The organism is Oscillibacter valericigenes, assembly GCF_021531435.1.
In the GTDB taxonomy this organism is placed as follows: Bacteria; Bacillota; Clostridia; order Oscillospirales; family Oscillospiraceae; genus Oscillibacter; species Oscillibacter valericigenes_B.
Genome location: NZ_JAFBIS010000009.1, coordinates 25,689 through 51,691 on the forward strand (window position 1 = coordinate 25,689; position 26,003 = coordinate 51,691).

Annotated in this window: 26 protein-coding genes and 1 other annotated feature; of the genes, 15 read left to right on the forward strand and 11 right to left on the reverse strand. The window is 58.5% G+C overall.

What is annotated here, in order from left to right; all coding sequences use genetic code 11:
- Positions 1-122 precede the first annotated feature (122 nt).
- The 4 genes from JQM68_RS06615 (at position 123) to JQM68_RS06630 (ending at position 5,000) form a co-directional block, all read left to right on the forward strand.
- Positions 123-1,148: a sigma-E processing peptidase SpoIIGA gene (locus tag JQM68_RS06615; protein ID WP_235222209.1), complete on the forward strand. Its 1,026-nt coding sequence runs from the start codon at positions 123-125 to the stop codon at positions 1,146-1,148.
- Positions 1,048-1,701, forward strand: a complete 654-nt coding sequence (gene sigE, locus JQM68_RS06620) for an RNA polymerase sporulation sigma factor SigE (RefSeq protein WP_235222298.1) — start codon at positions 1,048-1,050, stop codon at positions 1,699-1,701. The genes JQM68_RS06615 and sigE overlap by 101 nt, the downstream gene beginning before the upstream one ends.
- 46 nt (positions 1,702-1,747) lie before the next feature.
- Positions 1,748-1,976, forward strand: a binding site (T-box leader).
- Positions 1,977-2,060: 84 nt separating this feature from the next.
- Positions 2,061-4,697, forward strand: coding sequence for a valine--tRNA ligase (locus JQM68_RS06625; protein WP_235222210.1), 2,637 nt, complete (start codon positions 2,061-2,063; stop codon positions 4,695-4,697).
- Positions 4,698-4,802: 105 nt separating this feature from the next.
- Positions 4,803-5,000: a GNAT family N-acetyltransferase gene (locus tag JQM68_RS06630; RefSeq protein WP_235222211.1), complete on the forward strand. Its 198-nt coding sequence runs from the start codon at positions 4,803-4,805 to the stop codon at positions 4,998-5,000.
- Between the two features lie 54 nt (positions 5,001-5,054).
- Here JQM68_RS06630 and JQM68_RS06635 read toward each other — a convergent pair whose 3' ends face one another.
- Positions 5,055-5,681, reverse strand: a complete 627-nt coding sequence (locus tag JQM68_RS06635; RefSeq protein WP_235222212.1) for a flavodoxin family protein — start codon at positions 5,679-5,681, stop codon at positions 5,055-5,057.
- 202 nt (positions 5,682-5,883) lie between these two features.
- Here JQM68_RS06635 and JQM68_RS06640 point away from each other — a divergent pair, with 202 nt between their 5' ends.
- Genes JQM68_RS06640 through JQM68_RS06650 form a run of 3 tightly spaced genes read left to right on the forward strand, consistent with a single transcriptional unit; the run spans position 5,884 to position 7,354 of the window.
- Complete coding sequence (locus tag JQM68_RS06640) at positions 5,884-6,189, forward strand: STAS domain-containing protein (RefSeq protein ID WP_235222213.1); 306 nt, start codon at positions 5,884-5,886, stop codon at positions 6,187-6,189.
- Positions 6,190-6,206: 17 nt separating this feature from the next.
- Positions 6,207-6,653: an anti-sigma F factor gene (spoIIAB, locus tag JQM68_RS06645; protein WP_235222214.1), complete on the forward strand. Its 447-nt coding sequence runs from the start codon at positions 6,207-6,209 to the stop codon at positions 6,651-6,653.
- The gene (locus JQM68_RS06650) at positions 6,650-7,354 is read left to right on the forward strand and encodes a sigma-70 family RNA polymerase sigma factor (RefSeq protein ID WP_235222215.1); all 705 of its coding nucleotides are present in this window, start codon (positions 6,650-6,652) and stop codon (positions 7,352-7,354) included. Before spoIIAB ends, JQM68_RS06650 begins: the two co-directional genes overlap by 4 nt.
- Here the strand turns inward: JQM68_RS06650 and JQM68_RS06655 are convergent.
- From JQM68_RS06655 to JQM68_RS06675, 6 genes are all read right to left on the reverse strand, one after another.
- Positions 7,242-8,102: a TIGR03915 family putative DNA repair protein gene (locus tag JQM68_RS06655; protein ID WP_235222216.1), complete on the reverse strand. Its 861-nt coding sequence runs from the start codon at positions 8,100-8,102 to the stop codon at positions 7,242-7,244. The two genes, JQM68_RS06650 and JQM68_RS06655, sit on opposite strands and share 113 nt — an antisense overlap.
- 22 nt (positions 8,103-8,124) lie before the next feature.
- Positions 8,125-9,393: a putative DNA modification/repair radical SAM protein gene (locus JQM68_RS06660; protein WP_235222217.1), complete on the reverse strand. Its 1,269-nt coding sequence runs from the start codon at positions 9,391-9,393 to the stop codon at positions 8,125-8,127.
- A 3-nt stretch (positions 9,394-9,396) separates the two neighbouring features.
- Positions 9,397-9,522: a hypothetical protein gene (locus JQM68_RS13745; RefSeq protein WP_268821436.1), complete on the reverse strand. Its 126-nt coding sequence runs from the start codon at positions 9,520-9,522 to the stop codon at positions 9,397-9,399.
- Between the two features lie 128 nt (positions 9,523-9,650).
- Positions 9,651-11,030 carry a hypothetical protein gene (locus JQM68_RS06665; protein ID WP_235222218.1) on the reverse strand — a complete coding sequence of 460 codons (1,380 nt, stop codon included), beginning with the start codon at positions 11,028-11,030 and terminating at the stop codon, positions 9,651-9,653.
- Positions 11,027-11,557 (reverse strand): RNA polymerase sigma factor, encoded by a 531-nt coding sequence (locus JQM68_RS06670; RefSeq protein ID WP_235222219.1) that lies wholly within the window; start codon positions 11,555-11,557, stop codon positions 11,027-11,029. The genes JQM68_RS06665 and JQM68_RS06670 overlap by 4 nt, the downstream gene beginning before the upstream one ends.
- A gap of 117 nt (positions 11,558-11,674) precedes the next feature.
- Positions 11,675-13,537, reverse strand: coding sequence for a heavy metal translocating P-type ATPase (locus JQM68_RS06675; protein ID WP_235222220.1), 1,863 nt, complete (start codon positions 13,535-13,537; stop codon positions 11,675-11,677).
- 296 nt (positions 13,538-13,833) lie between these two features.
- On the opposite strand from JQM68_RS06675, the gene JQM68_RS06680 reads away from it, so the two are divergent.
- The 4 genes from JQM68_RS06680 (at position 13,834) to JQM68_RS06695 (ending at position 16,768) form a co-directional block, all read left to right on the forward strand.
- Entirely contained in the window at positions 13,834-14,046 is a 213-nt protein-coding gene (locus JQM68_RS06680) for a FeoA family protein (RefSeq protein WP_235222221.1), read from the forward strand.
- Between the two features lie 83 nt (positions 14,047-14,129).
- Positions 14,130-14,351, forward strand: a complete 222-nt coding sequence (locus tag JQM68_RS06685) for a FeoA family protein (RefSeq protein ID WP_235222222.1) — start codon at positions 14,130-14,132, stop codon at positions 14,349-14,351.
- A gap of 75 nt (positions 14,352-14,426) precedes the next feature.
- Positions 14,427-16,595, forward strand: a complete 2,169-nt coding sequence (gene feoB / locus JQM68_RS06690; RefSeq protein ID WP_235222223.1) for a ferrous iron transport protein B — start codon at positions 14,427-14,429, stop codon at positions 16,593-16,595.
- A 20-nt stretch (positions 16,596-16,615) separates the two neighbouring features.
- On the forward strand, positions 16,616-16,768 hold the full coding sequence (locus JQM68_RS06695; RefSeq protein ID WP_235222224.1) for a FeoB-associated Cys-rich membrane protein: 153 nt from the start codon (positions 16,616-16,618) through the stop codon (positions 16,766-16,768).
- 172 nt (positions 16,769-16,940) lie between these two features.
- Here JQM68_RS06695 and JQM68_RS06700 read toward each other — a convergent pair whose 3' ends face one another.
- Positions 16,941-17,966, reverse strand: coding sequence for a threonine aldolase family protein (locus JQM68_RS06700; RefSeq protein ID WP_235222225.1), 1,026 nt, complete (start codon positions 17,964-17,966; stop codon positions 16,941-16,943).
- Positions 17,967-18,158: 192 nt separating this feature from the next.
- On the opposite strand from JQM68_RS06700, the gene JQM68_RS06705 reads away from it, so the two are divergent.
- The 3 genes from JQM68_RS06705 to JQM68_RS06715 all read left to right on the forward strand — a co-directional run bounded on the left by JQM68_RS06705 (position 18,159) and on the right by JQM68_RS06715 (position 21,230).
- Positions 18,159-18,641: a DUF4358 domain-containing protein gene (locus JQM68_RS06705; protein WP_235222226.1), complete on the forward strand. Its 483-nt coding sequence runs from the start codon at positions 18,159-18,161 to the stop codon at positions 18,639-18,641.
- A 65-nt stretch (positions 18,642-18,706) separates the two neighbouring features.
- Positions 18,707-20,101 carry an MBOAT family O-acyltransferase gene (locus JQM68_RS06710; RefSeq protein WP_235222227.1) on the forward strand — a complete coding sequence of 465 codons (1,395 nt, stop codon included), beginning with the start codon at positions 18,707-18,709 and terminating at the stop codon, positions 20,099-20,101.
- Between the two features lie 13 nt (positions 20,102-20,114).
- Complete coding sequence (locus JQM68_RS06715) at positions 20,115-21,230, forward strand: DHHW family protein (RefSeq protein WP_235222228.1); 1,116 nt, start codon at positions 20,115-20,117, stop codon at positions 21,228-21,230.
- Between the two features lie 32 nt (positions 21,231-21,262).
- Here the strand turns inward: JQM68_RS06715 and JQM68_RS06720 are convergent, their stop codons facing one another.
- Both JQM68_RS06720 and JQM68_RS06725 read right to left on the reverse strand, forming a co-directional pair.
- Positions 21,263-21,670, reverse strand: coding sequence for a rhodanese-like domain-containing protein (locus JQM68_RS06720; protein ID WP_235222229.1), 408 nt, complete (start codon positions 21,668-21,670; stop codon positions 21,263-21,265).
- A gap of 79 nt (positions 21,671-21,749) precedes the next feature.
- A complete protein-coding gene (locus JQM68_RS06725; protein ID WP_235222230.1) occupies positions 21,750-22,298 on the reverse strand; it encodes a CDP-alcohol phosphatidyltransferase family protein in 549 nt (182 codons plus the stop codon).
- A 129-nt stretch (positions 22,299-22,427) separates the two neighbouring features.
- On the opposite strand from JQM68_RS06725, the gene JQM68_RS06730 reads away from it, so the two are divergent.
- Positions 22,428-24,938, forward strand: a complete 2,511-nt coding sequence (locus tag JQM68_RS06730) for an ATP-dependent helicase (protein WP_235222231.1) — start codon at positions 22,428-22,430, stop codon at positions 24,936-24,938.
- Between the two features lie 37 nt (positions 24,939-24,975).
- Here the strand turns inward: JQM68_RS06730 and JQM68_RS06735 are convergent, their stop codons facing one another.
- Positions 24,976-26,001 carry a transglutaminase domain-containing protein gene (locus JQM68_RS06735; RefSeq protein ID WP_235222232.1) on the reverse strand — a complete coding sequence of 342 codons (1,026 nt, stop codon included), beginning with the start codon at positions 25,999-26,001 and terminating at the stop codon, positions 24,976-24,978.
- Positions 26,002-26,003: the final 2 nt, after the last annotated feature.

Consider the following 26,003-nt stretch of genomic DNA (forward strand, 5'->3'; position numbering starts at 1 on the left):
CCTACGTATAAAGGAAGATGAAAAACAGATGGACGGCTCAGGCCGTCCATTTCCTTTTTGCGACGGTATTTACAAACGCTCTGCCCTATAATACTGCCTGTGAAGCGAAAGGAGGACACGGGATGACGGTGGTATACGCGGACAGCGTATTTCTTCTGAACGGGGCCATGGATTATGTGCTGTTTTTGGTGACCGCGCGTCTGGCGGGCATCCCCCTGAAGCGGCGGCGGTATCTGCTTGCCGCCCTCCTGGGCGCTGTGTATGCGGTGGCGGTCTTTTTGCCGGGGCTTGGGTTTCTGGGGGCATTTCCCGCTAAAATGGCAGTAGGCGTGCTGCTGGCCCTGGTGTCATTCGGCGGAGAGGAGAAGCTGCTGCGCCTGGTGCTGCTGCTGTTTGCTGTGTCCTGCGCCATGGCAGGCTGTGTGCTGGCGTTGGGACTTCTGGCGGGCAGCCGGGTCCCGGTCAGCAACGGCATTTTCTACACGGATGTGGACGCGAAAGTGCTGCTCATTGCAACAGCGGCGGCCTATCTCGTTTTGACGGTGGTATTCCGGGCGGCGGCCCGCCACGGGGTGGGAGGAGAACTGCTTCCGGTTTCCGTCAGCATCAGCGGCAGGACTGTCAAACTGACCGCCCTCCACGACAACGGGAACAGCCTTCGGGACCCGGCGGGAGGCGGTGCGGTACTGGTGGCTGCCTCCGGCAGCCTGGACGGAGCTTTACCGGCGCTGGTCAGAAGGCTGCTGACACCGGAAATGCTGCGGTATCCGGCTGACCTGCTGGAGCCGCTGCGGGCAGCGGCTCCGGCTCTGCGGCCCCGACTGCTGCCTTACCGGGCGGTAGGGGTCCCGGGAGGGCTGCTTCTGACCATTCGGGCCGATTGGGTGGAGATCTGCGGCCAACGGTACATAAGTGTGCCGGTGGCACTGTCGCCGACAGCACTTGGCGCGGGCTACGCAGCGCTTTGGGGCGGCGAGGGGAAAAAGGGAGGAAATCATGTTAGAGCTGCAAATCAAGCTGCGGCGGCTGCTGGTATGGCTGGGGCTGCTGCAGCCGGAAGAGATCCATTACATCGGCGGAAGCGATACGCTTCCGCCGCCGCTGACGAAGGAGCGGGAAGCGGAGCTGCTGGCCCGGCTGGACGATGAGGACGCCCGGAAAGAGCTGATCGAACACAATCTGCGGCTGGTGGTGTACATCGCCCGACGGTTTGAGAACACCGGCATCAACATCGAGGATCTGATCTCCATCGGAACCATCGGCCTCATCAAAGCCGTGGGGACTTACAGGGCAGATAAGAACATCAAGCTGGCGACTTACGCCTCCCGGTGCATTGAAAACGAGATTTTGATGTACCTGCGAAAAAATGCCTCCCGGCGGGGAGAGGTGTCCTTTGACGAGCCGCTGAACACCGACTGGGACGGCAATGAGCTGCTGCTCTCCGATGTGCTGGGCACGGAAGCGGATGTGGTGATGCGCCCCATCGAGGAGGATGTGGACCGGAGTCTGCTGGCGGCGGCGATCAACATCCTGTCGCCGCGGGAAAAGCAGATCATCACCCTGCGGTTTGGACTGGACGGCGGACGGGAACAGACCCAGAAAGAGGTGGCGGACCAGCTGGGCATTTCCCAGTCCTATATCTCCCGGCTGGAAAAACGCATTATTTCCAGGCTGAAAAAGGAGATTTTACGGCTATCCTGACTCTTGACAATCCCAAACGGGTATACTATACTGACAAAGTATATTGGAAACTGCGAGGATGGGAAGCAGTACCCGGCAGGCGGAGACACAGAGAGGGAACGGTTGGTGGAAGTTCCCGTGAAGCGGCCGGGGAAGTCGTCCCGGAGCATTGGGCTGAAAGAGCAGTAAGCCGCAACGGTGGATCCCTCCGTTACCGGGGAAGGGCGTATAAGCGCCCATGAGCGCGGGATTTTCCCGAATCCAGGTGGTACCACGGACATTTGTTCGCCCTGAGCCGAAAGGCTCAGGGCGTTTTTCGTCTGCCTGGAAAACGATCTGTCAAGCAAGAACGCAAGTTCAGAGAATAGGAGAGAATCAACATGAAGAAAGAACTGCCAAAGGTGTATGAGCCGCAGCAGGTGGAGTCCCGCATTTATAAAATGTGGGAGGACAACGACTGCTTCAACGGCGACCCCGACCCCAAAAAGAAACCCTTCTCCATTTCCATGCCGCCCCCGAACGTCACGGGCCAGCTCCACATGGGCCACGCCCTGGACTGCACCCTGCAGGATATTCTGACCCGCTTCAAGCGGATGCAGGGCTATTCCACGCTGTGGCTGCCCGGCACCGACCACGCCGGCATCGCCACCCAGATCAAGGTGGAGGAGGAGCTTCGCGTCAAGGAGGGCAAGACCCGCTACGACCTGGGCCGCGAAAAATTCCTCCAGCGTGTCTGGAAGTGGAAAGAGGAATACGGCAACCGCATCGTGGAGCAGCAGAAGAAGATGGGCGTTTCCTGCGACTGGAGCCGTTCCCGCTTCACCATGGATGACCGCTGTGCCAAGGCCGTCCGGGAGACCTTTTGCGAGCTGTACGATAAGGGCCTCATTTACAAGGGCAGCCGCATCATCAACTGGTGCCCCCACTGCGTCACCGCCCTGTCCGACGCCGAGGTGGAGTACGTGGACAAGCCCGGCCACCTGTGGTATATCCGCTATCCGCTGACCGACGGCTCCGGCGACCTGGTCATCGCCACCACCCGGCCCGAGACCATGATGGGCGATACCGGCGTGGCCGTGAACCCGGAGGACGAGCGCTTCAAGCACCTGATCGGGCAGAAATGCATCCTGCCCATCATGAACCGCGAAATTCCCATCGTGGGCGACGAATACTGCGAGATCGGCTTCGGCACCGGCGCGGTGAAGATGACGCCGGCTCACGACCCCAACGACTTCGAGGTGGGTCTGCGCCACAACCTGGAGGTCATCCGCTGCATCGGCGACGACGGCAAGATCAATGAGAACGGCGGCCCCTACCATGGTATGGACCGTTACGAGTGCCGCAAGGCCATCGTGAAGGACCTGGAGGAGAAGGGCTATTTGGTCAAGACCGAGCCCTACAACCACAACGTGGGCACCTGCTACCGCTGCCACAACGACGTGGAGCCCTTGATCTCCGCCCAGTGGTTCGTGAAGATGGAGCCCCTGGCCAAGGAAGCCCTCCGCGTCGTGAAGGACGGCGAGGTGAAGTTCGTCCCCGAGCGCTTCTCCAAGACCTATATCAACTGGATGGAGAACGTCCATGACTGGTGCATTTCCCGCCAGCTGTGGTGGGGCCACCAGATCCCCGCCTGGTACTGCGACGAGTGCGGCCACATCAATGTCAGCCGTGAGGACCCGACGAAGTGCGAAAAGTGCGGCTGCACCAGCCTGACTCGGGACCCCGACGTGCTGGATACCTGGTTCTCCTCCGCCCTGTGGCCCTTCTCCACCCTGGGGTGGCCGGAAAAGACCGAGGACCTGGATTTCTACTATCCCAACAGCGTTATGGTCACCGGCTACGACATCATCTTCTTCTGGGTGGCCCGGATGATCTTCTCCGGCTGCGAGCAGATGAAGCAGATCCCCTTCCACACCGTTCTCATTCACGGACTGGTCCGGGATGACAAGGGCCGCAAGATGTCCAAGTCCCTTGGCAACGGCATTGATCCCCTGGAGATGGCGGAGAAGTACGGTGCCGACGCCCTGCGCTTTAACCTCATCACCGGCAACAGCCCCGGCAACGACACCCGGTTCTACACCGAAAAGTGCGAGGCCATGCGGAACTTTGCCAATAAGATCTGGAACGCCAGCCGTTTCGTGCTGATGAACCTTTCCATCGACAAGTGCGAGCTGCCCGAGGCCTCCAAGCTGGCTCCTGAGGACAAATGGGTTCTTTCCAAGCTGAACACCCTGGTGAAAGAGGTCACCGAGAACCTGGACGCCTACGAGATCGGCGTGGCCTCCGCCAAGGTCTACGACTTCATCTGGGACACCTACTGCGACTGGTATATCGAGCTGACCAAGACCCGTCTCAACGGCGGGGACGAGGAGGCAAAGCTGGTGGCCCAGAACGTGCTGTGCTACGTGTTGACCGACCTCTTGAAGCTGCTGCATCCCTTCATGCCTTTCATCACCGAGGAGATTTTCCAGGCTCTGCCGCATGAGGGTGATTTCATTATGACCTCTCACTGGCCCGAGTATCAGGACAGCCTGAACTTCCCCGCCGAGGAGTCCGCCATGGAGGCGGTCATGGATACCATTAAGGCTATCCGTGCCCGCCGTGCCGAGATGAATGTGCCGCCCTCCAAGAAAGCGGAGGTGCTGCTGGTCACCGAAACCCCCGAAATTTACCAGCAGGGCCTGCACTTCATTCAGCGTCTGGCCTATGCCAGCGAGGTGACCTTCGCAGGCGCTGCTCCCGCCGATGTTTCCAAGCAAGTGTCTGTGGTGACCCACAACGCCACAGCCTACATGCCGATGGCGGAGCTGGTAGACATTGCCGCTGAGCTGGACCGTATCAACAAGGAGATCGAGAAAGCCAAGAATGGTCTGCGTATCGTGGAGCAGAAGCTCTCCAACGAGAAGTTCGTCTCCAAGGCCCCTGAGACGGTGGTTAATGCCGAGAAGGAAAAGGCAGCCAAGTACAGCGAGCTGATCGCTAAGCTGGAGGAATCCGCCAAGGCGATGCAGGCGTAAGATTCTGCGCAGAAACGACTGTGCCCCCGCTCTTGCGGGGGCACAGCAATTATCGGGAGGAAAATCGACCTTCGAAAATCGAAAGAAGCGGAAAAAATCGCGGCAATGGAGACGGCGTGGCGCCGAAGGGGAGCAGGCGGAGCCCTGTTCCGCCGCTTTCCGGAGGAAATCACCGCCGAAAGAGTGACGGTCAACGCATCCCCCTATGCAGTGGAAATTTACCGCCATTTGAGATTCCGGACGAAGGAATCGGAGCAGATTACCGATGGTATCCGCTATCCGCCAATGGAATATTTACGGTAAACCGGCCTGAAAAAGCCCCTCTGACGATCGTCAGAGGGGCTTTTTCAGTATGATTCAGCGAATAAAATTGGTGCGCGCACCGGATTCCGCCTGAGGCGGCTGGATGCCGACGTCCTTTCCGGCTTCGATGCAGCGAAGGAGCCAAGCCATGTTGACGGCCAGATTCCGCATGGTCTGAAGACCTTCCTCATCTTTTAAAACGTCCGCGGGTTCTTTGCCGTGGACCATGGTCCAATAAGTTGAGGACACCACCGGCATCTGGGAGATGGTGAAATACTTCTGCAGGACGTCCAGTGTGGCGGTGGTACCGGCCCGGCGGGCGGAGGCGATGGCGGCCGCCGGCTTATGAACAAAGGCGTCCTTGCCTGCGTAAAAAACTCGGTCCAATACAGACAAAATTCGTCCGCTGGGGTGCGCGTAATAAACCGGCGTGCCAAATACGAAGCCATCGGCTTCGCAGGCCTTTTCGATGATCCGGTTTACAACATCGTCGTCAAACGCGCATCGGCCAGGCTGTCTGGCACAGGTGCCGCAGGCAGTGCAGTCCCGTACAGGTTCGTTGCCCAGGAACAGGATTTCTGTTTGGATGCCGGAGCTTTCCAAAGTAAGAGCGATTTCGTGCAGTGCCGTATGCGTGCATCCGTTGGGATGGGAACTGCCGTTAAGTAAAAGAACTTTCATGCTAAGATATCCTTTCTGCGCCGGAGTTGGTAATGTGATCAGCCTCATTATATTCGGATAGGGAGGGGACCGCAAGTATCCGGCAAAGAATATCCGGCAGTCGGAAGAATCCGACAAAAAAGAAATGGGACAACTTGTATAATCAACTTTAAGAAAAATCCATGGAAAATATGCAGGGCTTTGACAAAAAGGGGAGTTCAATATGGAAATCAATGCGAAAAGTGTAGATAGGAATTTACTGCTGGAGCTCAGCGGGGAAATCGACCATCACAGCGCCAGAAACGCCATGCGGGAAATGGAATTGGCCGTAGACGCGGCATTGCCCAAAAAGCTGGTATTGGACATGACAGGCGTGACCTTTATGGACAGCTCCGGGATCGCTTTGATCCTGCGGGCCCAGCAGCGGATGCGGCTTCTGGACGGGAGCCTGCTGGTGTGCCATGTTCCGGAACAGGCCAAGCGGGTCCTGGACGCCGCCGGGATCGGACGGCTGGTGACGATACGATAAAAGGAGGTTTACATAAAATGAAAAGTAAGGCGATGAATGAGGTCACATTGGAATTTCCCAGCCGCAGCAGCAACGAAGGGTTTGCCCGGTCCGCGGCGGCCTGCTTCGCGGCCCAGATGGACCCAACGCTAAATGAGCTGGAGGACATCAAAACGGCAGTCAGCGAAGCGGTGACAAACGCCATCGTTCATGCCTACCCGGATGCCATCGGCAAGGTGACACTGAAGCTGCGGCTCTGTCCGGGAAATGTGCTGGAGCTGACTGTCAAGGACAGGGGCAGAGGAATTGCGGACGTAGAAAAAGCCCGCGAGCCCATGTTTACCACTGGGGGTGAGGAGCGCAGCGGCATGGGCTTTACGATCATGGAGAGCTTTACGGATCAATTGACGGTTCGTTCCGTGCCGGGACGGGGGACAACAGTGACCATGAAAAAGAAACTGGCTCCCAGGCTGAAAACAAAATGAGCACGACGCTGGAACTGCTCCGAGCTGCGCAGGAAGGGGACCGGGAGGCGTGCCAGCAGGCAGTGCTTGAGAACAACGGCTTGATCTGGAGCGTCGTACGGCGGTACTATGGCCGGGGAGTGGATTCTGACGACTTGTATCAGCTGGGCTGCCTGGGTTTTTTAAAAGCGGTACAGGGGTTCGATTTTGATTACGGTACCTGTTTTTCCACCTATGCCGTTCCCAAAATTGCAGGAGAGATCCGGCGCTTTCTGCGGGATGATGGAGCCGTCAAAGTCGGGCGCAGCATCAGGGAGCAAGCTCAAACTCTTTACAGTAAACGAGAGCAGCTCCGGCATGAGCTGGGCCGTGAGCCGGTCCTTTCCGAGCTGGCGGAAGCTACCGGACTTACTCCTGAGGACATCGCGCAGATCGAATTGGCAACAGATACGCCGGATTCCCTGCAGCAGGAAATGGCCGACGGCCTGACTTTGGAGAGCACGCTGGGTACGGATGCGCCGGAGGATGGGCTGGTAGAGCGTATTGCCCTGCGGGAGGCGATCGATAAACTGCCGGAAAAAGAGCGGATGACGATTTTGCTGCGCTATTTCAAGAGCCTGACCCAGGAGCAGACGGCCCGCATTCTGGGTGTGTCCCAGGTGCAGGTATCCCGTCTGGAGCGGCGGGGCCTGGAACGGCTGCGGGCGAGCTTTGAGCCTTGAAATAGGAGTCACCCTGAAACTCGGTCATGGTGTTCCAGTACCGCTTCGGCATATTCCGCATCCGGCATTTGGGGTTGTACCGCTCTTTAATGGCAATCGTGTCATAGAAGCGTTTCCACAAAATACGGTAAGCGGCTTCTGTTTCGTCCGGCGGGGCCATTTGAAAATCCTCCAGAGGACAGATCACCGATTTTCCGGCGGCGTAGAACAGGGCCTCTTTGTGCGTACGGTCGTAGATGAAAAATGTATCGTTCATATACCGGGCGCAAAAATGGCTGCGCAGGACGGGTAATACCCGGTTTTTCGGTTCAATCTCACTGCCCAGTACCCCACCCAGCTCGGAGAAGCGGACAAAGCCCTTCAGCAGATGCGCTTCGCCGTTGAGACGGCGCACGGCAGTGATGACAGGGAACAGCGTTTCATCGGAGAAATTTCGGAGGAAACCGGAGCCATCCCGCAGCAGTTTCACGACCAGCCGGTATAAATGGATCTCCTTGTCCGGCATACAGGTGAGAAAGCCTTTCTGCAATAAATTCCCTGCATAGGGAGAAACCTTTACAACCTTTTTGAACACACGGTTTGCGTGGCTTTTGTCGGTATTGACCACGCGGGAAGCAAAGAGCGTTGGAATAAAGTCCTCATCGCGGCAGATCGCGGTGAGGACTTCTTTGTTGGCGTAGCTGTCAAAGACGCAGCAGAGGAATCCATCGAAGCTGCCGTCATAAATATAAATCATTTCATGGTCCATTGTACAAAATCAGGCGGGCGGATCAGACCGCGGTATCGAAGAGGGATAATTGCACCATCTCCTGCTGGGGCAAAGAGGGGCGTTCCGCGGCGATCAGTCCCCGCAGCAGGCTGTCAGGGGTGAAGCGGAGGCCGTCGGGCATTTTGCCGGAGGCGGTCAGAAAATATTGGGCCCGCTTCATGACGACCCCCAGCTTCGGAAGGTTTTCAATGTGAAGGGGACCGGCCCGCCGGGCGGATAGGATGCGCCGTGCGGAAACTACACCAACGCCGGGAACGCGCAGCAGAGTTTCGTAGTCCGCCGTGTTGACCTCCACGGGAAAAAAGTCCAGATGGGCCAGAGCCCAGCTGCACTTGGGGTCCACACGGGGATCAAAGTCCTGGTGCCGGTCATCCAGCAGCTCTTCCGCCCGAAAGCCGTAAAATCGCAGAAGCCAGTCGGCCTGATACAGGCGGTGCTCCCGCAGTAGGGGCGGTTTTACGTCTTTGGAAGGGAGCAGCGCGTGCTCCACCACTGGCACATAGGCGGAATAGAACACGCGTTTTAGTTTGTAACGGTCGTATAGTCCCTGGGTCAGCCGAAGAATATGGAAATCGGAATCCGGTGTCGCGCCAACGATAAGCTGGGTGCTCTGCCCCGCGGGAGCGAATTTGGGAGCGTGGCGGTATTTCACCAGCTCCTCCTTGTTTTGCTGATTGCGCGTCTGGATCTGCCGCATGGGAGCGAGGATAGCGGTTTTGCTTTTATCCGGCGCCAAGGTTTTAAGACCGGCCTCTGACGGCAGTTCGATATTGACGCTGAGCCGGTCGGCCAGCAGCCCCAACTGTTCCACCAGCTCCGGCGCTGTGCCGGGGATAGCCTTGGCATGGATATAGCCGTTGAAGCGGTGCTGTTCCCGCAGGAGCCGCAGGGTGCGGATCATCAGCTCCGTGGTATAGTCCGGGCTGCGGAATACGCCGGAGGAGAGGAACAGCCCTTCGATATAGTTCCGGCGGTAGAAGTTGATGGTCAGGTCCGCCAGCTCCTCGGGGGTGAAAGCCGCCCGTTTGGTGTCGTTGCTGCGGCGGTTGACGCAGTATTTGCAGTCATAGACACACTTGTTGGTCATCAGCACTTTCAGCAGCGTTACGCAGCGTCCGTCGGCGGAAAAGGTGTGGCAGCAGCCGGCTACGGAGGACGAGGTATTTCCGATATACCCTTTCTTGGCGGTGCGGTTCCCGCCGCTGGAAGTACAGGCGGCGTCATACTTGGCGGCGTCAGTCAGGATCGTCAGCTTCTCCAGAACATCCATGATTTACCGGGCCACAGCACGGCGGCGGGACCGACGGGCGGGACGTTCAATAGCGTCGATGATGCGGAACAACTGGGCGGCCAGGGAGGCAACACCCATCAAAACAAAGAAAAAGCTCCATCCAGTCATTGTCAATTCCTCCTTGTTAGAACTTATGTTCTATATATACTATAACTCGAACGAATGTTTCTGTCAAGAAGAAATCGAACAAAAATTCGAAAAAAATCCCCGCCTTTTTGAAAAGGCGGGGAAAGGGATCAGGATTCCCTGAAAAACACAAATGTGGAATAGCTTTGGGCGTACCAGTCTGTCTGGAAGGTGTCTGTGGTCAGTTTCCCGTAGGGATAGAAATTCCGGTAGGTGGTGAGGTAGGCCCGGAGAACGCTGCATGTCAAATTGACGTCGTCTTCCTCATAGCTGGTGTAGGCCATATATCCGGCCCGGTCTTCAGAAAAGAAGGGATAGCTGAAAATCGCGGAGGAGAGGGTGGAGCTGCCGAAAAACATGCTCTCATAGGCCTGACGGGAGATAGGGAGCTGGCTCCGGTAAGCCGTGCCGTTCATTGTCCAGGTGAGCCCGCCGGTGATATCGGAGACCTGGGCGGAACGGGTAGGCTCCAGCATGGTCATCGTTCTGAAGTTGGAGCGCAGAATATCCTCCTGGAAATTGAAAAATTCGTAGACCCGGATGGTGTGGGGGGCAGTCTGGACATAAACCGTATCAAACCGGATGGCTTTCACACCCTTTTTGCTGCCCGCCTCCGCTTCACCGCCGTCCCGGTGGACGGAGCAGTAATAGGCGTCCTCCAGGCGCAGCAGCTCCTCGTCCGGCAGCCGGTCCAGCAGATCTTCCGGGAAGCCCAGACCCTGTAATTTGACCTGGATAGCTGCTGTTTCAGAAGAATCGAACACCTGTTCACAAGACGGCATGGCGATATGATTGGAGGCCGCGGCGGTCAGCAGAACCGCCAGCAGGAGGGAGGCAAGATACAGGGCGGAGAACCACCCGCATCCGATTTTCACCGGAGCGGCCCGAACTGCATAGCCCCAGTTTTCCAGCTCCTCTTTGACATACAGCATGGAACGGATGATGCAGACGAAGGCAACAAGTGAGGGGATGACACCCAACCAACGGATATCCGGCACGAACAGCGCCATCAGCACCAGTACAGCGTACCACACTGTGGCCCACAGGGCGGGACGGCGTTGAGGTGTTTGGTCTACCTCCCGGGCAGCCTGAGTCAGGCCGAGATGAAAGCACAAAAACAGTGCAAAGGTCATAGCTATGGAGGGGACCATCCAGCCAATCGGGATAGCGTCCGCGAAAGGCGTTGCGTCCAGGACCATAGAAATATACAGTAAAATTACTTTACAGGTACTGATATACCATGCACGGCGGAACCAGCAATTGCTCTGCCGCAGAGTCCGAAACCCGAAGTATATCAAAAGGGAACCCACAGCGGGGAGAATGTATTGCAGATACCAGCCATTCAGAGTAAAGCAGGTGAGGCACAGGCCCAGAATGATTTGGTCCATGGCCGTGCGCCAGGGGGTCACGTCCCGGACGGTCTCCTCGGAAGGAGGCAGCTCGCTGAGGGCAGTGGCTAAGGTACAGTCGAAATCATCCCATTGGGTCATGTGTCATCACCTCCCAACTCCTGCCGCAGCCGATTGCGGAGGCGGTACAGCCGCCCTTCCACGGCCCGCTGGGACAGGCCCAGCTCCGCGGCGATCTGGCTGACAGGCTGTAAGTAGTAGTAGCGGCGGTAGAAGATCTTCCGGTCCAGGTCCGGCAGTTTTGCCACGGTGTCCCGAAGCTGTTCCGCCCGTTCCCAGCGGAGAACTTCCTGCTCCGGCGTCAGGACCTCCGGCGGCTCCTCCGGCTGACGTTTTTCCCGGCGAAGCCGGGCTTTCAGATGGTTCAGGGCGGCGTTCCGGGCGATGGCGGTGAGCCAGGCGGAAAGGCTGCCTTTTTCCGGGTCGAAGCTGTCCAACTTCTGCCACAGGGCCAGGGATACCTCGGAAAAGCAGTCCTCCGCATCCTGCGGGTCCCGGAGAACGCCGCCGATCACGTAGCGCAGGAGGGGGGAGTATTGCCGCAGCAAGTCCTCTATGCCCCGGCTCCGGCTTTGGGCAAACCGTTCCAGAAATTCCGTGTCGGTCATGGGCGTCCTCCTTTCACCGGCCTTTACTGTATCATACAACGTTCTGTGTCAAAATCCCACAAAAAAAGAGGCTGTGATCGGATCACAGCCTCCCGGCGGAAAAACGGTACGGAATCATTATTTCCATTTCAGAAGGAGCGCGGAGTTGATAATGACCAGCACGGAACCGGCGTTATGTACCAGTGCGCCGACAACAGGATTCAGAATGCCGGTCATAGCCAGCACGATGGCAATGAAATTCAGGGTCATGGAGAAGGTCAGGTTGCACTTGATGGTCCGCATCATGCGCTTTGACAGGCGCAGAAGGTGGGGGAGTTCCCGGATGTCGTCATTGACCAGCGCAATGTCGGCGGCGTCCACGGCGATGTCGCTGCCGATACCGCCCATGGCGATGCCGACAAAGGCCCGTTTCAGCGCCGGGGCATCGTTGACGCCATCGCCGATCATGCAGACCTGCTGCCCTTGCCGCTGATAGGTGTCGATGCTCTGCAGCTTATCCTCCGGCAGACAGTCGGCATGGTATTCCCCAATGGACAGCTGACCGGCGATATGGCGGGCGGCGTTGGCGTGGTCGCCGGTGAGAAGAACAGGCTCCGCCCCCGCCTGCCGGATCTCACGAATCATCCCGGCCGCCTCCGGGCGGAGGGTATCGGACAGGGCGAGAAATCCCGCCAATCGGCCGTCCAGCGCCAGATAGATCACTGTACAGCCTTGGTCCAGGTAGGCTTCCGCTTTTTGAACAGCGATGTCCGGCAGAGAAATTCCCTGCTCCGCCAGCAGTTTTTCGTTTCCGGCGGCTACCTTACGGCTTTCCACGGACGCCAGAACGCCCCGGCCGGGCAGCATCTGGAACTGCTCTGGAGCCTGAGGCATTTGTCCGGACGCGGAGCGGTAGCAGTCCACCACGGCCTTGCCCAGCGGGTGCTCGGAGCGCAGCTCCGCGCCGGCGGCGCAGGCGTACAGAGCCTCCTCCGGCAGTTCGGAAAGGATGCTTTGAACACTCACCACCCGGGGCGTTCCGAAAGTCAGGGTCCCCGTTTTGTCAAAGGCAACTTTGGAGACGGAGGCCAGCCGTTCCAGCGCGTCTCCTTCCCGCACCAGAAAACCGTGCTTCGTGGCGTTGCCGATGGCGGCCATAATCGCGGTGGGCGTAGCCAGCACCAGTGCGCAGGGACAGAACACCACCAGAATCGTGACGGCCCGGACGATCTGCCCGGTCACCAGCCAGGTCAGCGCCGCGGCGGACAGCGCGATCACCACGACCCAGGTGGCCCAGCGGTCCGCCATGCCAACGATTTTTGCCTTGCCCGCGTCCGCCGACTGCACCAGCCGGATCATGCGCTGGATGGAGCTGTCCTCTCCGACTCTGGCGGCCCGCATATCGAAGGAACCGAACTGGTTGACAGTGCCGCTGGAGACCTCGTCTCCCACGGTCTTGTCCACCGGCAGGGACTCTCCCGTCATGACCGCCTGGTTGATGGAGGTTTCGCCTGCGGTGATAACGCCGTCCACAGGGACCGTCTCACCCGGCAGAACCCGCAGCAGGTCGCCGACCCGGACCTCCTCGGCGGGAACGATGGACTCGCCCGCATCTGAAAAGACTCTGGCTGTGCGGGGCGTCAGGCGGACCAGCTTTTCGATGCCTGCCCGGGCCTTTGCGACTGTCAGATCCTCCAACAGGGCGCCCAGCTGCATGATGAACGCCACCTCACCGGCGGCAAAATCCTCGCCGATGAGTACGGAGGCAACCAACGCCATAGAGACCAGCACATCCGCCTTGATGTCAAAGGCCGTGACCAGGCCGATCAAGGCCTCAAGAATGATGGGGATGCCGCAGAGGACGATGGAGATCCAAGCGGGGTCAAAGGGAAAGGGGGTGAGATCAAAAATACTTGCCGCCAGTGCGACACCGGAGATCACCAGAAAGGCAATGTCCCGTTTTGTGCCGCCCCATTCCAAAAGAACTTCCAGCTGTTTCATGTTGCTTGCCTCCCCATACGCTTGTTCGCAAAAAACACGCTGCCGCTGTCTTTTACGAAAAGTGAGAAGAGCCAATCCTCCGCGGATTCGTGAATATTCATAAAGGAAACCTCCTTGGAAACAGATGTTTGCGTATAGGTTAACATCAACTAACCAAATTTGCAAGTTTTTATCAAACAGGCTTGACAAAAGCGGTTAGTGGTGTTAAACTGACGGCGATTTAAAGGTTAGCAATCACTAACCTAATATTTTTTAAAGAAAAGTTAGGTTAAACTAACTTTAAGGGGAGCGATGGTATGATGCCTCTGACGATGGCAAAAACAGGTGAGACGGTCACCATCCGCAAGATCACCGGCAAGGACGAGGTGCGCCAGCATCTGGCGGAACTGGGCTTCGTGGTGGACAGCGATGTGACAGTGGTGAGCGAGATCGCGGGAAACCTGATCCTGCAGGTCAAGGACAGCCGGATCGCGCTGGACAAGACCATGGCAAACCGCATTATGATTTGAGACGACGCCCTGATTTTCGTTTGGATCAGGGTTTTCGTGCTGTGTTCCCATGAAATGAAAACTGATACAGGAGGAGAGCGAATATGAAGACACTGAAAGACGTGAGGGTAGGCGAGACTGCCGCTGTGGTGAAGCTCCACGGCGAGGGCCCGGTGAAGCGCCGCATCATGGACATGGGCATTACAAAAGGCGTGGAGATCTTCGTCCGCAAGGTGGCGCCGCTGGGGGACCCTATGGAACTGAATGTCCGGGGCTATGAGCTGTCTGTCCGCAAGGCGGACGCCGAGATGATCGAGGTCCAGTAAAACCGGGGCGGTGCAAGGCCGCCTATGATTCAGCAAAAAAGTTAGTTAAAACTAACATTTTGAAAGGAGAGCGCTATGGAGATCAAAATTGCGCTGGCGGGCAATCCGAACTGCGGCAAGACGACCCTGTTCAATGCCCTGACCGGTTCCAACCAGTACGTGGGCAACTGGCCCGGCGTCACCGTTGAAAAGAAGGAGGGGCATCTGCGCGGCCACAAGGATGTCATTATCCAGGACCTGCCCGGTATTTACTCCCTGTCCCCCTACACCCTGGAGGAAGTGGTGGCCCGGAGCTATCTGGTGAATGAGAAGCCCGACGCCATTTTGAACATCGTGGACGGAACCAACATCGAGCGGAACCTGTATCTCACCACGCAGCTCATTGAGCTGGGACTGCCTGTGGTGGTGGCGGTCAACATGATCGACCTGGTGCGGAAGAACGGCGATACCATCGACCTTGCCAGACTGGGCGCGGCTCTGGGCTGCGAGGTCGTGGAGATGAGCGCCCTGAAGGGCGAGGGCGGCATGGAGGCCGCCGGAAAAGCAGTGGCTCTGGCACAGAGCCGCAAGGCGGTGGAACTGCCCCATGTGTTTACCGGCAGCGTGGAGCACGCCCTTGCACATATCGAGGAATCCATCCAGGGCAAGGTGGATGAAGGGTATCTCCGCTGGTACGCCATCAAGCTCTTCGAGCGGGATGAAAAAGTCCTGGCGGACCTGAGGCTGGACAAGGCCCTGACGGAGCACCTGGAAGAGCACATCACCGACTGCGAAAAGGAACTGGATGACGACGCCGAGAGCATCATCACCAACCAGCGGTACGCCTACATCAACGGCGTGGTGACCAAGGCGGTGAAGAAAAAGGCCGATAAACAGAATCTGACCACCTCCGACAAGATCGACCGGATCGTCACCAACCGCGTTCTGGCCCTGCCCATTTTCGCCGTGGTCATGTTCCTGGTGTACTGGATCGCCATGGGTCCCTTCGGCTCCTTCCTGACGGACTGGACCAACGACGTGCTGGGCGGCGCCTGGCTCACGGACGGCTCCCGTACCCTGCTGGAGAGCTGGGGCTGCGCCGAGTGGCTTACCGGTCTGGTGTCCGACGGCATCGTCGCCGGCGTGGGCGCGGTGCTGGGCTTTGTGCCCCAGATGCTGGTGCTGTTCTTCATGCTGTCCATTCTGGAGGACGTGGGCTACATGGCCCGAGTCGCCTTCATCATGGACCGGATTTTCCGGAAGTTCGGCCTCTCCGGCAAGAGCTTCATCCCCATGCTGATCGGCTCCGGCTGCGGCGTCCCCGGCGTGATGGCCTCCCGTACTATTGAAAATGAGCGGGACCGCCGGATGACCATTATGACCACCTGTTTTGTGCCCTGCGGCGCGAAAATGCCCATTATCGGCCTGTTCGCCGGCGCCATCTTCGGCGGCAGCGGTCTGGTGGCCGTATCCGCCTACTTCATCGGCGTGGCGGCCATCATCTTCTCCGGCATCATCCTGAAAAAGACGAAGGCCTTCTCCGGCGACCCGGCGCCCTTCGTCATGGAGCTGCCCGCCTATCATGTGCCCTCTGCGAACAACGTTCTGCGGGCCACCTGGGAGCGGGGCTGGAGCTTCATCAAGCGGGCCGGCACCGTCATCGTGGCCTCATCCATCGTGCTGTGGTTCCTCCAGGGCTTCGGCTTTACGGATGGCGGCTTTGGCATGGTGGAAGACAACAACAACTCTTTGCTTGCTGCCATCGGCGGCGCCATCTGCTTCATCTTCGCGCCTCTGGGCTTCGGCGACTGGCAGTCCACCGTGGCCACCATCACCGGCCTCATCGCCAAGGAGAACGTGGTCTCCACCTTCGGCGTTCTGTTCCGGATCGGCGAGGAGGTGGCCGAGGACGACTCCGCCCTCCAGGCCGCCGTGGCGCTCCACTACTCCGGCATCTCCGCTTACAGCTTCATGGTGTTCAACCTGCTGTGCGCGCCCTGCTTCGCCGCCATGGGCGCCATCAAGCGGGAGATGAACAACGCAAAGTGGACCCTGGCCGCCATCGGCTACATGTGCGGCTTTGCCTATCTTATCTCCCTGATGATCTACCAGTTCGGCAGGCTGTTCACAGGCGGCGGGTTCGGCCCCGGCACCGTGGCCGCTGTCATCGCCCTGGCCTTCCTGGTGTATATGCTGTTCCGCAAAAATCAGTATGACGGCAGCAAGCTGACCGTTACTGCGGTGAATGCGGCTGCCGCCCGGTAACAGAGAGGGAGGATATTCCGATGAATGCACCTACGATTATCATCGCTTTGATCGTTCTGGCCGTTTTCGCGGCAATTATAGCCCGGGGCGTCCATAACTGGAAAAGCGGCAAGAGTGGCTGCTCCTGCGGCGGCGACTGCGGCGCCTGCCACGGAGCTTGCCATTCCAAGTAAAAAATACCGGAAAGGGGATACGGGAAGCTGTCCGTGTCTCCTTTCCGCTATGAGGGTCAAAACATGGAATTACGGGAATCACATCTGCGGTATTTGCTAGGGGCCGCCGGAAAATCCGGCGGCCCCGTTTTATACGTATAAGAGATTTTTGCTGTCCCCGAACGGTATCTTGTTACTGGCAGAGTGCCAAATCTGCCAGGAAGTCCTCCACCGCCGATTCCGGCGTGGCCCAGCTGGTTACCAGGCGGATACGGGTGTGGGTGTTGTCCACGTGGGCGTCGATCTCAAACTCGTACCCCATTTCCTGGAGCTGCTGCATCACAGTGTTGGGCAGCACCGGGAACTGTTGGTTGGAAGGAGAAGGCACGGGGAAGGGGTAGCCCAAGGCGGTGATGCCGTCCCGCAGGCGGAAAGCCATTTCATTTGCGTGGCGGGCCATCTCAAAGTACAGGCCGTCCTCCAGCAGGGCCTGGAACTGGACGCCCAGCAGCCGGCCCTTGGCCAACATAGCGCCCCGCTGCTTCATGTGCCAGCGGAAGTGGTCGTTGGGGGCGTTCATCACCAGGGCCTCGCCGAACAGGGCGCCGTTTTTGGTGCCGCCGATGTAGAAGGCGTCAGTCAGGGCCGCCAGGTCCGGCAGAGTCAGATCGTTTTCCGGGGAGGTGAGGGCGGAGCCCAGCCGGGCGCCGTCCAGAAACAGCAGAAGGCCATGCTGCCTGCAGCAGTCCCGCAGGGCGGTCAGCTCAGCCTTGGTATAAATGGTTCCGACCTCCGTGGTGTCGGAGACGTACACCAGCCGGGGGGACACCATGTGCTCCGTGCCGTTGTGCTCCGCCAGAACCGTCTCCACAAGGGAGGGGGTCAGCTTTCCGTCGGGAGAGAAAATGGAGCAGACCTTGTGGCCGGTGGCCTCGATAGCGCCGGTCTCATGGGTGTTCACATGGGCGGTGTGGGCGGCAATGACCGCCTCATAGGGCTGCAAAAGGGATTCGATCGCGAGAAGGTTCGTCTGGGTGCCGCCCACCAGGAAGTGAACATCCGCATTCGGCGCGGCGCATACGCGGCGGATGGTCTCCCGGGCAGCCTCACAGCGGGGATCCGTACCGTAACCGACGGTCTGTTCCAGATTGGTGTCCATCAGGGCCTGGAGGACCTTGGGATGGGCGCCTTCACTGTAATCGTTTCGGAAGCTGTACATATTTTTTCACCTGCTTTAAAAAAGTAACAAATTGATGTTGCAATCATACCTCGAATCCTGTATAAATGCAAGCAGGGGAGGCCCCTTTCATAAAACTGAAAAAAACGTCCATACTGGGGACGGAGCGGGAACTTTTTCAGCGGGTGCTCCGTCTGTCATGTAGGAAACGTGAAAATAATCAAGGAGAACGGTATGAAAAGACTTTTAACGCTTGGAATTGCTTTCGTAATGATGGTTGGCCTGCTGGCTGCGTGCGGCGGAAAACAGGAGACGGTGCCCGATGCGGACCTGACAGCTTGCTTTGACCAGATGATGAAGGACGCGGGCTTTGACGAGTTCTATATGACGGATCTGGAAGGGGAGATGCTGGACAGCTACTACCCCGGGCTCAGCGAGATCCCCACGAAGCAGTTCCTTGCCAAGGCGCCCATGATGTCCGGCGTGGTGAATGAAGTGGTTCTGATGCAGTGCGAGAATGAGGATGACGCTGCCAAGGCCGTCACGATCCTCCAGCAGCGCATCACCGACCAGGCCGAGGGCGGTGCGTGGTATCCTGAGTCCATGGAGGCGTGGAGCCGGGGCCAGGTCATCCAGAACGGCACCTATGTGGCGATGATCGCCTCCGCTGGATTCCAAAGCGCCTGGGCCGACGATTTCAACGCCCTGTTTGCCTGAACCATAAGAGCGGAAACAGCCGCAGCTTCGCTGCGGCTGTTTTTCTAAAGAGGGAGGAAACCTGCTTGATCTTCAGCAGCCTGACATTTTTATTCGCCTATCTGCCGCTGACGCTGGCGGTGTATTTTTTGGCGCCTCTGCGGTGGCGGAATCTGGTACTGCTGCTGGTGAGCCTGTTTTTCTACGGCTGGGGAGAGCCCGTCTATATCGTTATCATGCTGCTCTCCATCCTCATCGACTACACCCACGGCCTGCTGGTGGAGAAGTACCGGGACAACGACAAAAAAGCCCGGTGGTTCGTGGGGCAGTCGGTAGTGTTCAACCTCCTGCTCCTGGGCTTTTTCAAATACTGGGATTTCCTGGCGGCGAATCTTTCCCTGATCCCCGGCATCAGCATCCCACAATTCGGCATCCCTCTGCCCATCGGTATTTCCTTTTTTACCTTCCAGACCATGAGCTACACCATCGACGTCTACCGGCAGGACGCCCCGGTGCAGCGGAACATCCTTGATTTCGGCGCTTTTGTCACCATGTTCCCCCAGCTCATCGCGGGTCCCATCGTGAAGTACAAAACGGTGGCGGAGGACCTGAACCACCGGGTCAATACCACGGAGGATTTCGCACTGGGCGCCCGGCGCTTCTGCGTGGGCCTTGCGAAAAAGGTGTTGCTGGCAAACTCCATCGGCGCCCTGTGGGACGCCCAGCTGGCGTCCCAGCAGGCGGGGACGCTGACGGTGGCCGGCGGATGGCTGGGATTGCTGGCCTTTGGCTTCCAAATTTACTTTGATTTCTCCGGTTACTCCGACATGGCCATCGGCCTGGGCCGCATTTTCGGCTTCCGCTTCCTGGAGAATTTCGACCACCCCTATCTCTCCGCCTCTGTGACGGAGTTCTGGCGGCGGTGGCACATGTCATTGACCAATTGGTTCCGGGAGTATCTCTATATTCCCCTGGGCGGCAACCGGGGTGGCACGGCAAAGACCCTGCGGAACATCCTCATCGTCTGGTTCTGCACCGGCTTCTGGCACGGGGCAAGCTGGAATTTCATCCTGTGGGGGCTGTACTTCGCGGGCTGGCTGATTTTGGAGAAGTATATTTTGAGAGATGTTCTGGCTAAAACACCAGCCTGGCTCAAGCATGTCTATACGCTGGTCGTGGTGTTTGTAGGCTGGGGGATTTTCGCGATGGAGGACCTGTCCGTCTGCGGCGCGTATCTGGCGGACTGCTTCGGCGGCGCGCCGCTGTGGAACGCCCTGGACGGCTACCGTCTCCGCAGCTACGCCGTCACGCTTTTGGCGCTGGTACTGGCCTCCACCACGTTAGGCAAGACCCTTTGGGACCGCCTGCCGGCCAAGGCCCAAAAAGTCCTGACGCCGGTATGGATGGCCCTGTCGCTGGTCATCTGCACCGCCTATCTGGTGGACGGCAGCTACAATCCCTTTCTGTATTTCAGATTTTAAAGGAGGCGGCCTTATGACAAAAGCATACAGCCGCTTTCTGACGGCGTTTTTCTGTATCTTCCTGGGCGGTCTGCTGGTGTTGCATATTTTGCTGCCGGACCGGGAGACATCCGAAACGGAAAACCGCACGCTGGCCCAAGTGCCGGAGTTTTCCTGGGCGGCTTTGGTAAACGGCAGTTTTACGGATGACGTTGAAGAATATTTTGCCGACCAGTTTCCCCTGCGGGACGGCTGGACGGGCCTGAAAGCCCGGACAGAGCAGCTCATCGGAAAAAGCGAGTTCAACGGCGTTTACCTCTGCGGCGATACGCTGATCTCGAAAGTAGAGACGCCGGACGCGGAGCTGGTGAAGAAGAACCTCTCCTATGTCACCCGCCTGGCGGAGAAAACGGACATTCCGGTATACCTGGGGCTGATCCCCTCGGCGGCGGAGGTCTGGAAAGAAAAACTTCCCGCCGGAGCGGAGAGCTGGGACCAGACGCAGCTGCTGGACGCGGCGGCGGAAACAGGCGTGCCCCTCATTGATTTTAAGACTGTGCTTTCAGCCCATGATGACGAACCTATTTTCTACCGCACGGACCACCACTGGGCCACCTTGGGCGCTTATTACGGCTATACCGCTGTGATGGATGCCTTTGGCAGAGAGGCAATAAAGGAATCAGACTTTACACTTGAAACTGCGTCCTCGGATTTCAACGGCACGCTCTATTCCCAGTCCGGCATCCACTGGCTGGAGCCGGATACCATGGTGTTCTGGGCGGAGGACACGGGGCTGGACATTACCTCCTGGCGGAACGGAACACCGGAGCCGGGCAGCCTGTATGACCGCTCCTATCTGGAGAAAAAGGATAAATATTCCGCCTTTTTGGGCGGTAACCAGCCGCTGTGCGTTATCAAAAACGAGGCTATCCCCGACGGCGGCAAAATTCTGCTGATCCGGGACAGCTACTCCGATTCCCTGGCGCCCTTCCTGGCACAGAGTTTTTCCGAGGTCCATCTGCTGGACCTGCGGTATTACCGCTCCCCCGCCGCCCGGTACGCGGAGGAGAACGGTATTGACGCCATCTGCGTGCTGTACAGCGCCCAGAATTTTATCTCGGACCGTAATCTGGTCCTGCTGACCCAGTAAAAAAAGAACGCCCGGTTTCGGGCGTTCTTTTTTTAATCGGTGGTGGTCTCGTAGGGCCAGTCCAGGATGCAGCCGATGTCGCTGACATTCGTATAACCCATGGCCCGCAGCCTGGAAGCAGCCTCGGCACTCCGCTTGTCGGAGTGGCAGTAGAGCAGGATCTCCGCATCTTTGTCGAAGGAGAAGGGCATCCCCTCTTCGATCATATCGCTGGGCAGACAGACAGCGCCGGGAATATGGCCGTCGTCGTATTCCTCCTGGGTGCGGACGTCCAGCAGAATGAGGTCGGGGTTTGCCTCCATCCGGGCTTTGGCTTCCTCCGGGGAGAGGTCGACCCGTCGTTTCGGCGCGGCGTTGTTTGGTTTCATCCGAGCGGTGCAGAACTTGATGGCGGCCATGCCGAAGCAGATGAGCGCCGCCAGTAAAAAGAGCTGTTTCATCAGTAAAGATCCTCCTGTTTTTTGAAAACTGCCCACAGTATACCCGAAAACAAACAAAAAGGGAAGAATTTTCTGCGCGTCAGCTTTGGCGCTTCCATAAGTACAAAATGGATTTGCAGTCCGGAAGTGCCTCTTTGGAGAGACACTGGATGGCCAGTTCTTCCGCGGCGGAGAAGCCCGCCAGCAGGCACAGGGCGGCGCAGAGCCAGTCTGCGGATACCAGCGGCAGCAGATAGGGCATGCAGAACAGGGCCGCACCGGTGGCTTTATTGGCGATGGTATGGAGAGCGGAGAAACAATGGTGTTTCAGAAAGCCGACCAGACAGGCACAGCAGCGCAGCAGCGCGATGGCTGCCGCTGCCCAGATGACCCAACCGGGGAGAGACAGTACAGGCAGCAGGCAGGACAGAGCCGCGACCAGGAAAACAAGATCCGCGATACTGTCCAGCCGGGCACCGGCCCGGCTTGCCGTATGGCTTCGGCGGGCAATGGGGCCATCCAGCATGTCGCTGATGCCTGCCAGTGTATAGAAGAGAAAAAAGAGCGGGGACAAAGGTGCGGTGAACAACAGGCCCAGCGCCAGCGGGATGCGGCACAGCGTGAGCAGGTTTGCGGGCGTACAGCGCATGATAGACGCCTCCAGATTGTTTTTTCCAGCGTAGCACAGCACAAGCCGTCCGTCAATAAAACCCACGGTTGACCCCGCCGGGATTTTGTCCTAAAATAGTCTCCGAGACTTAAGAAAACTGGTGAACATATGACTGACTTCAAAGAACGCTATATTGCCGCCCGAAAGACCGTTATCGCCCGGGACCTGGCACGCTTGAATCCCATGCAGCGCAAGGCCGCCATGACCACGGAGGGCCCGCTGCTGCTGCTGGCCGGCGCAGGGTCCGGAAAAACCACTGTGCTCATTCAGCGGGTCTACAATCTGCTGACCTATGGCCGGGGCAGCGACTCCGATTTCGTCCCCGAATGGGCTACTGAGGATGACCTGGCCTTTCTGGAGAGCTTCCCGGAGCACCCGGATGACCTGGAAATTGACCGGGCCCATCGGCTCTGCGCCGTGGATGTGCCCCGGCCCTGGGAGATCATCGCCATCACCTTTACCAACAAGGCGGCGGGAGAATTAAAGGACCGCCTGGCGGCCCGGTTGGGGCCGATGGCCAACGACATCTGGGCCTCCACCTTCCACTCCGCTTGCGTCCGTATCCTGCGGCGGGATATCGACCGCATCGGCTTCGACAAGGATTTTACCATCTACGACACCGATGATTCCAAGCGGGTCATTAAGGACATTCTGAAGGAACTGAACCTGGACGAAAAGACCTTTCAGCCCAAGAGCATCCTCGCTATCATCAGCAGCTCCAAGGACAAATATGAGAGCCCGGAGGAGTTTGCGGCCAAGCACAACAACGAGATGGACTGGAAGATGGCCCGCATCGCCAAGGTCTACGCCCGGTACACACAAAAGCTCCGGGCGGCCAACGCGCTTGACTTCGACGACATCATCTACCATACGGTGACGCTTTTGCGGCAGGAGCCGGAGGTGCTGTCCTACTATCAGAACAAATTCCGCTATGTGCTGGTGGACGAGTACCAGGACACCAACCATATGCAGTATCTGCTGACCTCGCTCTTGGCAGGGGGGCGGAAGAATCTCTGCGTGGTGGGTGACGACGACCAGTCCATTTACCGTTTCCGGGGCGCTAATATCGAAAATATCCTGAATTTCGAGCAGCAGTATCCCGACGCCCAGACGATCCGTCTGGAGCAGAACTACCGCTCCACACAAAATATCCTGGACGCTGCCAATGCCGTCATCAAGAATAACCAGGGCCGGAAGGGAAAGACCCTCTGGACAGACAACGGCAGCGGTGATGTGGTGACGGTGAAGACCACCTTCAACGAGAGCGACGAGGCCAACTACGTAGTAGGGGACATCCTGATGGGGGTGAACCGCGGCCGGAATTTCCGGGACACGGCGGTGCTGTACCGCATGAACGCCCAGTCTAACGCTCTGGAATATGCCATGAAGCGCAACGGCATCCCCTACAAAGTGGTGGGCGGCATGAAGTTCTTTGACCGGGCCGAGGTCAAGGATATGCTGGCCTATCTGTGCGTGCTGAACAATCCCCTGGACGACCTGCGCCTGCGGCGCATCATCAACAACCCGCCCCGGGGCATCGGCGCCACCACGCTGGACAAGGTGGCGGTTTTAGCGGAGGGGCAGGGGGCATCTCTGTATGAGATCATCCGCAACGCGGACCTGTTCCCGGAGCTGAAATCCGCCAGTGCCAAGCTGCTGAAATTCGCGGACCTCATCGACGGCCTCCGCCGCCAGGGAGCGGAGCTGGCCCTGCCGGAGTTCTACGACGCCGTCTGCGACCAGACCGGCTATGTGAAGGCTCTGGAGGAGAAGAAGGACATGGAGAGCCGGGGCCGTATTGAGAACGTCCAGGAGCTGAAATCCAACATCCTTGGCTTCCTGGAGCAGGACCCGGAGGACGCCACCCTGTCCGGCTTCCTGAATGAAATTGCCCTGTACACGGACCTGGACAGCGTGGAGGCCGATGACAACTGCGTCACCATGATGACCATTCACTCCGCCAAGGGCCTAGAGTTCCCCGCGGTGTATGTGGTGGGCATGGAGGAGGGCATTTTCCCCGGTTCCTCCGCCCAGTACGACGAGGAGGAGCTGGAGGAGGAACGGCGGCTTTGCTATGTGGCTATGACCCGGGCCAAGGAGAAGCTGACCCTCACCAACTGCCGCCAGCGGATGCTGTACGGCCGCACCAGTGCCAATAAGCCCTCCCGGTTTCTGGAGGAGATCCCCGAGGACAACATGCGCTGGGAGAGCAAGCCGGAGCCGAGATTTGGCGGTCTGGGCGATGACGATACCTTCGGCGGCGACCGCTACGAGGGCGGCTTCGGCGGTGCATCCTACGGCGGCTACGGCCAGCGCTCCGCCCGGCCAGCCTCCGGCGGCGCGTCCTGGAGCAGCGGCGGCGTCCACAGCTACCGGGATACCGCCCCCAAGACACCGGCCCAGCGGCCTTTGCAGTCGGTGAGAAAGAACGCCGCGCCTGCCGCGCCGCTGATGCAGCTCCGACAGGGAGATATGGTCGAGCACACCGCGTTTGGCAAGGGCATGGTCCTGTCTGTCCGACCCATGGGCGGCGACGCCTTGGTGGAGGTGGCCTTTGACCAGGTGGGTGCCAAGAAGCTGATGCTGAAATCCGCCGGAAGCCATATGAAAAAGCTGTAAAGAAACCGTCCGAAGCAGAACGCTTCGGACGGTTCTTTTATTCCCCTTCGTATTGCTCGCCCTCGTTGGCTTCTTCCTCGGCGGCGGCTTCCTGGGGCAGCTTGGCAGGGAAGTGTACCTGGAGCACCGCCTGCGGGCGGTTGTAGGATACGGCGGCGTGGCGGTTTCGCTTTTGGGCGGCTTCCTCCAGGGCCTGTACCAGCTGGATAAGCACCTCCCTGGTAAACGGCCCGCCCCGCCAGTGGAAGACAAAAGGCAGGCCTTTGCGGATGGCCATTTGCGCCCGCTTCACCACATCCTCCACCTTCGTGAAAGACAGCTTGGCCTCCCGGTAATAGAAACGGTCAGACGCAGCGCAGGCGGGGACCGGATAGATGACGGGCTGATGGTCCCGGAACAGCCGTTTGTCATCCAGATTGAAGTAATCGTAGCGGATGACGCCGTCGTGACCCAGGGAGTTGTCAAAAGTGGCGTCCAGATGAACATACTGGCCGTCCAGCTTCAAAATGTTCCAGGCGTGGCGGTATTTGACGCCCTGGTCCGGGTTGGCCTCGGAAACGGCGATGATGCACCACAAGCCCAGCGCGTCACAGAGAATTTTCACGGACTTGGCGATGCCCTCGCATACGCCCACACCCTGGCCCAGAGGCCCGATGATTTCATGGGAGTAGGGCTTTTTCAGCTTGTCGTACCGGACGTTCTGGCAGATGAAATCGTGGATGTACCGCTCTTTTTCCGACGCTGTCATGTTCATCGCGGGCCGTGCCAGCTTGTCCACCCGGGACGCAAGAGCTTTCTGGTGGTCCCGGATTTTCGCCTTATCGAACAGGTACTCCGGCAGCAGCTCCACGTTTTCCGCGCCCGGAGTAAAGCGGTAAGTAAAACCAGTTACATAGAAAATCTCCGGGCAGTCCAGCCGCAGCCGGAAAAAAATATCGCTGAGCTCCCGGTTTTCCAGCCGGGGCACGGAAAAGCCGGGGGACAGGGCGGCGAATCCGGTTTTCATAGCGTGGTACGCCGCCTGCTGGGGCTTGGGCAGATGTTGGTAATAGTAAGCTTCCATAT

Coding starts and splice junctions, on each gene's coding strand:
- JQM68_RS06615 (WP_235222209.1), top strand. CDS start 123: ATGACGGTGGTATACGCGGACAGCGTATTTCTTCTGAACGGGGCCATG.
- JQM68_RS06625 (WP_235222210.1), top strand. CDS start 2,061: ATGAAGAAAGAACTGCCAAAGGTGTATGAGCCGCAGCAGGTGGAGTCC.
- JQM68_RS06630 (WP_235222211.1), top strand. CDS start 4,803: ATGGAGACGGCGTGGCGCCGAAGGGGAGCAGGCGGAGCCCTGTTCCGC.
- JQM68_RS06635 (WP_235222212.1), bottom strand. CDS start 5,681: ATGAAAGTTCTTTTACTTAACGGCAGTTCCCATCCCAACGGATGCACG.
- JQM68_RS06640 (WP_235222213.1), top strand. CDS start 5,884: ATGGAAATCAATGCGAAAAGTGTAGATAGGAATTTACTGCTGGAGCTC.
- spoIIAB (WP_235222214.1), top strand. CDS start 6,207: ATGAAAAGTAAGGCGATGAATGAGGTCACATTGGAATTTCCCAGCCGC.
- JQM68_RS06650 (WP_235222215.1), top strand. CDS start 6,650: ATGAGCACGACGCTGGAACTGCTCCGAGCTGCGCAGGAAGGGGACCGG.
- JQM68_RS06655 (WP_235222216.1), bottom strand. CDS start 8,102: ATGGACCATGAAATGATTTATATTTATGACGGCAGCTTCGATGGATTC.
- JQM68_RS06660 (WP_235222217.1), bottom strand. CDS start 9,393: ATGGATGTTCTGGAGAAGCTGACGATCCTGACTGACGCCGCCAAGTAT.
- JQM68_RS13745 (WP_268821436.1), bottom strand. CDS start 9,522: ATGACTGGATGGAGCTTTTTCTTTGTTTTGATGGGTGTTGCCTCCCTG.
- JQM68_RS06665 (WP_235222218.1), bottom strand. CDS start 11,030: ATGACCCAATGGGATGATTTCGACTGTACCTTAGCCACTGCCCTCAGC.
- JQM68_RS06670 (WP_235222219.1), bottom strand. CDS start 11,557: ATGACCGACACGGAATTTCTGGAACGGTTTGCCCAAAGCCGGAGCCGG.
- JQM68_RS06675 (WP_235222220.1), bottom strand. CDS start 13,537: ATGAAACAGCTGGAAGTTCTTTTGGAATGGGGCGGCACAAAACGGGAC.
- JQM68_RS06680 (WP_235222221.1), top strand. CDS start 13,834: ATGATGCCTCTGACGATGGCAAAAACAGGTGAGACGGTCACCATCCGC.
- JQM68_RS06685 (WP_235222222.1), top strand. CDS start 14,130: ATGAAGACACTGAAAGACGTGAGGGTAGGCGAGACTGCCGCTGTGGTG.
- feoB (WP_235222223.1), top strand. CDS start 14,427: ATGGAGATCAAAATTGCGCTGGCGGGCAATCCGAACTGCGGCAAGACG.
- JQM68_RS06695 (WP_235222224.1), top strand. CDS start 16,616: ATGAATGCACCTACGATTATCATCGCTTTGATCGTTCTGGCCGTTTTC.
- JQM68_RS06700 (WP_235222225.1), bottom strand. CDS start 17,966: ATGTACAGCTTCCGAAACGATTACAGTGAAGGCGCCCATCCCAAGGTC.
- JQM68_RS06705 (WP_235222226.1), top strand. CDS start 18,159: ATGAAAAGACTTTTAACGCTTGGAATTGCTTTCGTAATGATGGTTGGC.
- JQM68_RS06715 (WP_235222228.1), top strand. CDS start 20,115: ATGACAAAAGCATACAGCCGCTTTCTGACGGCGTTTTTCTGTATCTTC.
- JQM68_RS06720 (WP_235222229.1), bottom strand. CDS start 21,670: ATGAAACAGCTCTTTTTACTGGCGGCGCTCATCTGCTTCGGCATGGCC.
- JQM68_RS06725 (WP_235222230.1), bottom strand. CDS start 22,298: ATGCGCTGTACGCCCGCAAACCTGCTCACGCTGTGCCGCATCCCGCTG.
- JQM68_RS06730 (WP_235222231.1), top strand. CDS start 22,428: ATGACTGACTTCAAAGAACGCTATATTGCCGCCCGAAAGACCGTTATC.
- JQM68_RS06735 (WP_235222232.1), bottom strand. CDS start 26,001: ATGGAAGCTTACTATTACCAACATCTGCCCAAGCCCCAGCAGGCGGCG.